Source organism: Pantoea sp. BAV 3049, from assembly GCF_009765445.1.
Lineage (GTDB): Bacteria > Pseudomonadota > Gammaproteobacteria > Enterobacterales > Enterobacteriaceae > Erwinia.
This window is the reverse complement of sequence record NZ_WHOY01000031.1, coordinates 1,037,396-1,046,129: the sequence shown is the minus strand read 5'-3', so window position 1 is coordinate 1,046,129 and position 8,734 is coordinate 1,037,396. Positions and strand designations below refer to the sequence as shown.

The 8,734-nt window shown below is 55.1% G+C and carries 9 protein-coding genes and 1 riboswitch; of the genes, 3 read left to right on the top strand and 6 right to left on the bottom strand.

The window, feature by feature from the left end; all coding sequences use genetic code 11:
• The first annotated feature begins 435 nt into the window (after positions 1–435).
• Entirely contained in the window at positions 436–2,025 is a 1,590-nt protein-coding gene (gene purH / locus GSQ70_RS05705; RefSeq protein WP_158781653.1) for a bifunctional phosphoribosylaminoimidazolecarboxamide formyltransferase/IMP cyclohydrolase, read from the top strand.
• A 14-nt stretch (positions 2,026–2,039) separates the two neighbouring features.
• Positions 2,040–3,320: a phosphoribosylamine--glycine ligase gene (gene purD / locus GSQ70_RS05700; protein ID WP_158781652.1), complete on the top strand. Its 1,281-nt coding sequence runs from the start codon at positions 2,040–2,042 to the stop codon at positions 3,318–3,320.
• A 66-nt stretch (positions 3,321–3,386) separates the two neighbouring features.
• On the opposite strand, the gene GSQ70_RS05695 is transcribed toward purD, so the two are convergent.
• The 6 genes from GSQ70_RS05695 to nudC form a co-directional block, all read right to left on the bottom strand.
• Positions 3,387–4,049, bottom strand: a complete 663-nt coding sequence (locus GSQ70_RS05695; protein ID WP_158781651.1) for a DUF1481 domain-containing protein — start codon at positions 4,047–4,049, stop codon at positions 3,387–3,389.
• Between the two features lie 137 nt (positions 4,050–4,186).
• A complete protein-coding gene (gene hupA / locus GSQ70_RS05690; RefSeq protein WP_002438605.1) occupies positions 4,187–4,459 on the bottom strand; it encodes a nucleoid-associated protein HU-alpha in 273 nt (90 codons plus the stop codon).
• Between the two features lie 188 nt (positions 4,460–4,647).
• The gene (locus GSQ70_RS05685) at positions 4,648–5,238 is read right to left on the bottom strand and encodes a YjaG family protein (RefSeq protein WP_158781650.1); all 591 of its coding nucleotides are present in this window, start codon (positions 5,236–5,238) and stop codon (positions 4,648–4,650) included.
• A gap of 65 nt (positions 5,239–5,303) precedes the next feature.
• Positions 5,304–5,972, bottom strand: a complete 669-nt coding sequence (gene nfi, locus GSQ70_RS05680) for a deoxyribonuclease V (RefSeq protein ID WP_158781649.1) — start codon at positions 5,970–5,972, stop codon at positions 5,304–5,306.
• Between the two features lie 2 nt (positions 5,973–5,974).
• Positions 5,975–7,042 carry a uroporphyrinogen decarboxylase gene (gene hemE, locus GSQ70_RS05675; RefSeq protein WP_158781648.1) on the bottom strand — a complete coding sequence of 356 codons (1,068 nt, stop codon included), beginning with the start codon at positions 7,040–7,042 and terminating at the stop codon, positions 5,975–5,977.
• 40 nt (positions 7,043–7,082) lie between these two features.
• Complete coding sequence (nudC, locus tag GSQ70_RS05670; RefSeq protein WP_158781647.1) at positions 7,083–7,856, bottom strand: NAD(+) diphosphatase; 774 nt, start codon at positions 7,854–7,856, stop codon at positions 7,083–7,085.
• A gap of 74 nt (positions 7,857–7,930) precedes the next feature.
• On the opposite strand from nudC, the gene rsd reads away from it, so the two are divergent.
• Positions 7,931–8,437 (top strand): sigma D regulator, encoded by a 507-nt coding sequence (gene rsd / locus GSQ70_RS05665; RefSeq protein ID WP_158781646.1) that lies wholly within the window; start codon positions 7,931–7,933, stop codon positions 8,435–8,437.
• Positions 8,438–8,560: 123 nt separating this feature from the next.
• Positions 8,561–8,661, top strand: a riboswitch (TPP riboswitch).
• The last annotated feature ends 73 nt before the right edge of the window (positions 8,662–8,734 follow it).

The window sequence follows — 8,734 nt, the reverse complement described above, 5'->3', positions numbered from 1 at the left end:
CGCGAGGTGGCGTATATTACGCTTTCCTCTTTCAGAGTCAACCTCTTTCTCAGAAGTTTTCTCCGGCGGTTCAGCTTCCTGAACCTCTCAACCCGGCGGCCTGTAAGCCGTTGTTCCGTGTCGATGGAGGCGCATTATAGGGAATTTCCTCACCCTGACAACCCTTAATTTGCGAAAAATAGCGCGTTCGCTGCATTCCACAGCAAAAGGGCTGTTTATACGCAGTTATGCACAAACTTATCCACATTCGTCCGCAGCTGCGAATTTAGACGAGCATCACGCAAACGTTTTCGCTACAATGCCCCGCAAAATCCAGGCCCCCTGTTGGGGGCGTTACCTGAATCCCGGGCCGGTTCTTTTCTCTCTATAGAAAGAAGTGACTAAGATTGATGTAACGCTCTTATCTATGCGAACCAAAGCCAAGGGATAAACCTCATGCAACAACCTCGTCCTGTACGTCGCGCTCTGCTTAGCGTGTCTGACAAAGCCGGCATCCTCGAATTTGCTCAGGCGCTGTCAAAGCGCGGTGTCGAGCTGCTCTCCACCGGTGGTACCGCTCGCATGCTGGCAGATGCTGGCCTGCCCGTGACAGAAGTCTCGGACTACACCGGCTTCCCGGAAATGATGGATGGACGTGTCAAAACCCTGCACCCGAAAGTGCATGGTGGCATCCTGGGACGCCGCGGTCAGGATGACGCCATCATGCAGGAGCACAGCATCTCGCCAATTGATATGGTGGTAGTGAACCTTTATCCCTTTGCCCAAACCGTTGCCCGTGAAGGCTGCTCGCTGGAAGACGCCGTTGAAAATATCGATATCGGCGGCCCAACCATGGTGCGCTCCGCGGCCAAAAACCACAAAGACGTGGTCATAGTGGTCAAAAGCAGCGACTACCAGGCAATCATTGATGAAATGGATGCCAACAGTAACTCTCTGCAGCTGGCAACCCGTTTCGACCTGGCGATCAAAGCCTTCGAGCACACAGCCGCCTACGACAGTATGATTGCTAACTACTTTGGCAGCCTCGTTCCGGCTTATCACGGCGAAACCACTGAACCTTCCGGTCGCTTCCCACGCACGCTTAACCTGAACTTCATCAAGAAGCAGGATATGCGTTACGGTGAGAACAGCCATCAGGACGCTGCCTTCTATATAGAAGAGAATGTTTCTGAAGCTTCTGTTGCCACCGCACAGCAGGTTCAGGGCAAGGCGCTGTCTTATAACAACATCGCAGATACCGATGCGGCGCTGGAATGTGTGAAAGAGTTCAGCGAGCCAGCCTGTGTGATCGTCAAACACGCTAACCCGTGCGGTGTGGCCGTGGCAGGTTCCCTCCTTGAGGCTTACGAGCAGGCATACAAGACCGACCCGACCTCAGCCTTTGGCGGCATCATCGCATTCAACCGTGAACTGGATGAAGCAACAGCTCAGGCAATCATCAGCCGCCAGTTCGTGGAAGTGATTATTGCCCCTTCCGCCAGTGAAGCCGCCCTGAAAGTAACGGCAGCCAAGCAGAACGTGCGCGTACTGACCTGTGGTCAGTGGCAACAGCGCCAGGCCGGTCTGGATTTCAAACGGGTTAACGGTGGTCTGCTGGTGCAGGATCGCGATCTGGGCATGGTAACCGAAAGCCAGCTGCGTGTGGTCAGCAAGCGCCAGCCAACGGAGCAGGAACTGCGTGACGCGCTGTTCTGCTGGAAAGTAGCCAAGTTCGTTAAGTCCAACGCCATCGTCTATGCGCGTGACAATATGACCATCGGCATAGGCGCAGGCCAGATGAGCCGGGTTTACTCTGCGAAAATTGCCGGGATTAAAGCGGCCGATGAGGGACTGGAAGTGAAAGGCTCGGCCATGGCCTCTGATGCCTTCTTTCCGTTCCGCGACGGCATTGATGCTGCTGCTGCCGTCGGCGTCAGCTGCGTTATCCAGCCGGGTGGATCTATTCGCGATGAGGAGGTGATCGCCGCCGCTGATGAACACGGCATTGCGATGATCTTCACCGACATGCGCCACTTCCGCCACTGATTAAGGACTCAAAGATGAAAATTTTAGTAATTGGCAACGGCGGACGTGAACACGCACTGGCGTGGAAAGCCGCTCAGTCACCGCTGGCAGAAACCGTTTTTGTGGCCCCGGGCAACGCCGGTACCGCGCTGGAACCCGCCCTGCAGAATGTGGCCATCAGCGCCACCGACATCACTGCCCTGCTGAACTTTGCGCAGAGCGAAAAGATCGATCTGACTATTGTCGGCCCGGAAGCGCCGCTGGTGATTGGCGTGGTTGATGCGTTCCGCGCGGCTGGATTGAAGATTTTTGGCCCAACTCAGGCGGCCGCCCAGTTGGAAGGCTCAAAAGCCTTCACCAAAGATTTCCTGGCCCGCCATCAGATCCCAACTGCGCAATATCAGAACTTCACCGAAGTGGAGCCTGCGCTGGCTTACACCCGCAGCAAAGGCGCGCCTGTCGTGATCAAAGCTGATGGTCTGGCTGCCGGTAAAGGCGTGATCGTGGCGATGACGCTGCAGGAAGCGGAAGACGCCATCCAGGATATGCTGGCCGGTAACGCCTTTGGCGATGCAGGCCACCGGATTGTGGTGGAAGAGTTCCTCGACGGCGAAGAAGCCAGCTTTATCGTGATGGTCGATGGCGAAAACGTACTGCCAATGGCCACCAGCCAGGATCATAAGCGTGTGGGTGATGCCGATACCGGCCCGAACACCGGCGGTATGGGTGCTTACTCTCCTGCTCCGGTCGTAACCGATGAAATCCACCAGCGCGTGATGGACGAGGTGATCTGGCCAACCGTGCGTGGCATGGCTGCCGAAGGCAACGTCTATACCGGCTTCCTGTACGCGGGTCTGATGATCGATAAAAGCGGCCAGCCGAAAGTGATCGAATTTAACTGCCGCTTCGGCGATCCGGAAACTCAGCCGATCATGCTACGCCTGCAGTCAGATCTGGTGGATCTTTGCCTGGCGGCCGTTGACGGCAAGCTGAATACCAAAGACTCCGTCTGGGATCCTCGTCCTTCACTGGGCGTGGTGCTGGCGGCGGGTGGTTATCCTGGCGACTACCACACCGGCGACCAGATCCACGGCCTGCCGCTGGAAGAGACGACGGATGGCAAAGTCTTCCACGCGGGCACCAGAATGCAGGATGACCTGGTGGTGACCAACGGCGGACGGGTACTCTGCGTAACCGCACTGGGCGAGGATGTTGCCGCGGCACAAAAACACGCTTACGAACTGGCGAAAAACATTTCGTGGGAAGGCAGCTTCTGCCGTAAAGATATCGGCTACCGGGCAATTGGCCGCAAATAAGAGTCTGGCCCCGACATACCAGCTGAATAACATCACAAAGGCCGGATAATCCGGCCTTTTTTATAGCTAAAAATCAGCCGCTTTCGGCTCAGCCGTGCAAACATCATCCTTTGAGACCAGTAGCAGTTGGGTACCTTTTGGCGCTTCCAGCCAGGAGAGGCTGACTGGCTTACCGGACTCCTGCTGGTGCTGCACAATGTAGTTGGTCGAGTAACGATCAAAGCCGGGCCGGATTTCGCCCCCCTGACAAAGCGTGACGGTTCCGTCCGTTGACCAGTGGCCCTGTTTCAGCAATACGCGCCCTTCCAGCAGGTCGTCACTGATTTTCAGCATACGCCCTGCATCAAACTGATATAACGCCACAGCGTCGGGCGAGAGCGCTTCACGGCGTCCTTCCAACTGCCGCTGCATAAAGCTGAGGCTGCCATCCTGGTCAAAACGCATCGTGACGCTCTCCGGATGCTCTCCGGCGGTGTGCCGTTCAATAGAGATCAGCTTATTTTCCTGCCACTGGTACTCGGTGGTTTCCGTGGCTGAGTCGCTGAAAGGGGTATAGACGGTCATCAGGTGGCTGGAGTGCGGCGCGCTCTCTTTGCGCCAGATCCTGACTGCCCCGCGATCGGCGAGGTATCCGCTGCCGGTGAAGTCAGGAAGCTTTGGACGCGAGCTACAGCCTGCCAGTAACAGCATTATCGCGAGAGTGAACAGAGTGAAAGGAGAACGAGTCATAGTGTGAGTATCACACAAAGAAAACAGAAATGCCGCAGCAGAGGTGGCTGAGGCAATAGGAGAAGTAGACAGTGGAAGTCAGCCTGAACAAAAGGGGCTTAACGCCCCCCTGTTCAGAACTCTTCACTGTCACACTATTACTTAACAGCGTCTTTCAGTGCTTTACCAGAAACAAATGCCGGTACGTTTGCAGCAGCAATTTTGATTTCTTTACCAGTCTGCGGGTTGCGGCCAGTACGCTCAGCACGGTGGTTCACTTTAAAGGTACCAAAACCAACCAGTTGTACAGCATCACCTTCTTTCAGAGACTCAGTAATCGCAGCCAGGGTGGATTCCAGAGCAGCTTTAGCCTGGGTCTTAGACAGGTCCGCTTTGTCCGCAATTACATCAATCAGTTGAGTCTTGTTCATAAGTTATCCTTACAGTGTATTTATCGCTTGCTAAGCACCGAGTGCGAGGGAAAAACCAGATTCTGGCACTCTCCTGCATACACGCACCGATAGCCACTTTTTTCAGCCCCCCAAATGTAGACCAGACAGGGGGCCAATGTGAAGCCTTAAGGCGCTACAAATCAGGCCTGAAGTCACGTTTTCTCGCCTTATTGCTGAAAATTTATACCGATATTGCTGATCCCCGACTCCCGCAGGTCAGATCGCAGTCCTTTTATCAGTTCGAGATCCCTCTCCTCACAGGCGCTCAGCAGGCGAAAAATCTCCCACTGGATGTCCCATTCTTCTTCAACAGCAGGATTCTCTTTTAACTCTTCATCGGTCATTTCGCGTTCGGCCTGGGTCATTTCCAGCATCGCCACGGTGGTGATCGAAGTCTCGCTGACCGCAATGGCATGCGCCAGGGTTTCACCACTCAGGCGCGAATGCAGCAGCTCGCTCAGTGCCACGCAGGCATCAATAGCCGGATAGACGCCATACAGGTCGTAATCCTCTGCTACCGGGATCGCCTCTTCCAGCTTTTCCAGCTGCGAGTCAAAATTAACTTTGGCATCTTTTACCACCAGAGTTTCCCAGATCAGGTCGAGAATGCGGCGATAAAGCTGACCGTCGCCAAACCCGGTCTGCTGACAGAAAGCCCAATAGTTGGGATACATGCGTTCACACAGGCAGGCCATAAAAGTAACGTGCTGCCAGCTTTCCAGCTTTTCCAGCCGCAGGTGAATCGGATTACGTAACATGATGGGATCTCTTCAAGATTAGTGCGCGGTCTGCAGTGTAACTGAAAAGACCGCGGCTCACACCGTTAACCCTTTGCTGACAGCCGCACAAAAGCCGGGCGCTGTGAAGCGACAGCATCGGCCCAGCGGGTCGGTTCTGGCAGACGATATCCCTGCAGACAGGTTTCCACCCAGTGCAGAGCTGTATCCGCGCTGATGCGATGGCCCGGAGAGATAAACAGCGGGTTACAGCGACGCTTGCTGCGCAACACCCAGCCAATCTGCTCACCTTTATCCATCAGCGGCTGACGTGCACCTGGTTCCTCATCCAGCGGATCGAATTTGCCGCACAGACGGCTTTTGGCAACCCCGATAGTCGGCACATCCACCAGCAGGCCAAAATGGCTGGCAACGCCAAGGCGGCGGGGATGCGCAATTCCCTGACCGTCAACAAACAGCAGGTCGGGCTGGTGTTGCAGCTGCTGCCAGGCAGCCAGCAGGGCGGGATATTCACGGAAAGAGAGAAAACCGGGGATGTAAGGCATGGTGGTGGCAATCCGCGCGACGCGGTGCTCAACCATTTTCAGCGAAGGATAGTCCAGAATAACCAGAGCAGCACGGGTAACCTCACCGCCCTGTTCAAAACCGACATCCGCGCCAGCGATATAGCGCGGAGGCATTACCTCAAAATCATCCTCGCGTACTACTGCTGCGGCACGAGTCAGCTGCTCTTGCTTTAATGCCTGAATATCCATACTCAGTCCTGATGATAAGGGCGTGAAAGTTTGTGAACCGCCTCCACAAAGACGCCGGCGTTTTCTGGCGGCACATCCTGATGAATGCCGTGGCCCAGGTTGAACACGTGACCGGTGCCATTGCCGAAGCCCTGCAGAATGCCTGCTACTTCCTGCTCAATGCGATCGGGCTGGGCATACAGCATTGACGGATCCATGTTGCCCTGCAATGCCACTTTATGGCCCACGCGGCGGCGCGCATCGACGATATCGGTGGTCCAGTCCAATCCCAACGCATCACAGCCGGTTGCAGCCATCGCTTCCAGCCACTGTCCGCCGCCTTTGGTGAACAGGGTCGCCGGCACACGACGACCGTCGTTTTCACGCAGCAGGCCATCGACGATTTTGTGCATGTAATTCAGTGAAAACTCCAGATAATCACGGCCGGTCAGCACGCCACCCCAGGTATCAAAAATCATCACTGACTGTGCGCCCGCACGGATTTGCGCATTGAGGTAGAGCGTCACGCTGTCTGCCAGCTTGTCCAGCATCAGGTGCAGAGTCTGCGGCTCAGCGTACATCATCTTTTTCAGTTTGGTGAAGGCTTTACTGCTGCCGCCTTCGACCATATAGGTCGCCAGCGTCCACGGGCTGCCGGAGAAACCGATCAGCGGCACTTCACCCTGCAGATTTTTGCGGATGGTACGCACGGCATTCATCACATAGCCCAGTTCCTGCTCCGGATCCGGCACTGGCAGCTTTTCAACATCTGCCCGGCAGGTCACCGGGGAAGAGAAACGGGGACCTTCACCGGCTTCAAAATAGAGGCCCAGCCCCATCGCATCAGGGATGGTCAGAATATCAGAGAACAGGATCGCGGCATCGAGCGGATAGCGACGCAGAGGCTGAAGCGTCACTTCACAGGCCAGTTCGGCATTTTTGCACAACGACATAAAATCACCGGCCTGGGCGCGCGTGGCTTTGTATTCTGGCAAATAGCGTCCGGCCTGGCGCATCATCCACACTGGCGTCACATCTACCGGCTGGCGCAGCAGGGCGCGCAGATAACGATCGTTCTTCAGTTCACTCATCTTTAATGACTCTCTCTTTTTCAGGCGCGCAGTATACCATTCATTCCGCCTCGGCGCGGCAGAGGACAACGGTATCTTCAATCAAACGGCGAGCCACGGTCCCCGCAGGCGGCAGTTGTGGCAACGCATCAAAGCGATACCAGCCCGCCTCCAGCAGCTCTTTCGGATCGATGTTGATTTCACCACTGTCGTAATCGGCCATAAACGCCATCATCAGCGACTGAGGGAACGGCCAGGGTTGCGAGGAAATATAACGCAGATTTTTCACCTTCAGCCCGCTCTCCTCCATCACCTCACGCGCTACTGTCTGCTCCAGCGTTTCGCCCACTTCGACAAAACCGGCCAGCACGGTGTAAACACCGTTTCGGTGTTTGGTGTGCTGCGCCAGCAGGATCTCTTCCCCGCGACGGATGGCCACGATAATGCAGGGCGCGATCTGCGGATAATAGCGCTGACGGCAGTGACTGCACAGGCAGGCCCATTCGGTTTTGCTGTGGTGCATCTCATGACCGCAATAGCCGCACCACTTATGAGAACGATAAAACTCTGCCAGCTGGATCCCACGTCCGGCAAGCTGGAACAGGCCAACGTCCTGATCGAGGATCTGCCGCAGCGATCCCATCTCTTCTTTGCGGCTGCCGCAGATCAACCGCACCGGCTCACCCTGCCATTCGCCGATCAACGATCCTTTCGATCCACTCAGGCCTAATTCTTGTGCATTGCCGTATGGTAATTGACCTTTTGGTAACCAAAGTTTATGTTCGTGGCTGACAACCCACCAGCCAGCGTCTACGCTTGAAATCTCACGTTGCATAAATTTGCTCATCCTCAGCTTCACGGTGCTGGATTGGGGTTAGAGATAAAAATTAAACACTTACGGAGTCACTCATGCTTAACCAGTTGGAAGTTCTGACCGCGCGCGTTGGCGGGTGCAGTGACCTGGTAGACTTTTGTCTGCGCTCACGTAAGCAGCTGCTGGTTGCCTATTATCAGATGGTTGGCATCAAGCCTAACAAGGATTCGCTGACTACGCTCGATGAAAACGCGCTGGATACTTTTTGCCAGAGTCTGGTGGACTATCTTTCTACCGGTCACTTCACCATTTATGAACGCTTTATTGAAGAGATGGAAGGCAGTGAACAACTGGCAAAAGCCGCGCTAATCTATCCTTCTCTGCAGGCGAATACTGAGCAGATAATGCAGGTTTACGATTCTCATCTCGAAAATGCTATCGATGATGATAACTGCCTGGCGTTCCAGACAGCGCTGTCGGCCGTGGGCGAAGCGCTGGAGGCCCGTTTCACACTGGAAGATAAATTTATTCAGCTGGCGCTGAATAAAAACTCGGAGCAACTGGGTGCGGCTAACGATTCCTCGCTCGCCCGCCCGGCCTGAGAAGTTAGCAGTTTGTAAAACCCTTGTAGTTTCCCAAAAGCCCCTTTATGCTGAGTGGGCAATTAAGTGACCCGCCACCAGGCGGTCACACTCGTTCTGCCCTCCCCGCTGTGGGAAGCAGAATTCTTCTTGTCGGAGTGCCCCACGGGGCTGAGACCGTTAATTCGGGATCCGCGGAACCTGATCAGGTTAGTACCTGCGAAGGGAACAAGAGTAAAATTCAGTGACGGTGTGTCCCCGTATATCCTCACACCCTGCACTTACTCCTCCGAACTCCGGACAAGCAACTTTCCCTAT

Bases quoted from the DNA above. Each gene is read 5' to 3' on its own strand.
- purH (WP_158781653.1), top strand. From the start codon at position 436: ATGCAACAACCTCGTCCTGTACGTCGCGCTCTGCTTAGCGTGTCTGAC.
- purD (WP_158781652.1), top strand. From the start codon at position 2,040: ATGAAAATTTTAGTAATTGGCAACGGCGGACGTGAACACGCACTGGCG.
- GSQ70_RS05695 (WP_158781651.1), bottom strand. From the start codon at position 4,049: ATGACTCGTTCTCCTTTCACTCTGTTCACTCTCGCGATAATGCTGTTA.
- hupA (WP_002438605.1), bottom strand. From the start codon at position 4,459: ATGAACAAGACTCAACTGATTGATGTAATTGCGGACAAAGCGGACCTG.
- GSQ70_RS05685 (WP_158781650.1), bottom strand. From the start codon at position 5,238: ATGTTACGTAATCCGATTCACCTGCGGCTGGAAAAGCTGGAAAGCTGG.
- nfi (WP_158781649.1), bottom strand. From the start codon at position 5,972: ATGGATATTCAGGCATTAAAGCAAGAGCAGCTGACTCGTGCCGCAGCA.
- hemE (WP_158781648.1), bottom strand. From the start codon at position 7,042: ATGAGTGAACTGAAGAACGATCGTTATCTGCGCGCCCTGCTGCGCCAG.
- nudC (WP_158781647.1), bottom strand. From the start codon at position 7,856: ATGCAACGTGAGATTTCAAGCGTAGACGCTGGCTGGTGGGTTGTCAGC.
- rsd (WP_158781646.1), top strand. From the start codon at position 7,931: ATGCTTAACCAGTTGGAAGTTCTGACCGCGCGCGTTGGCGGGTGCAGT.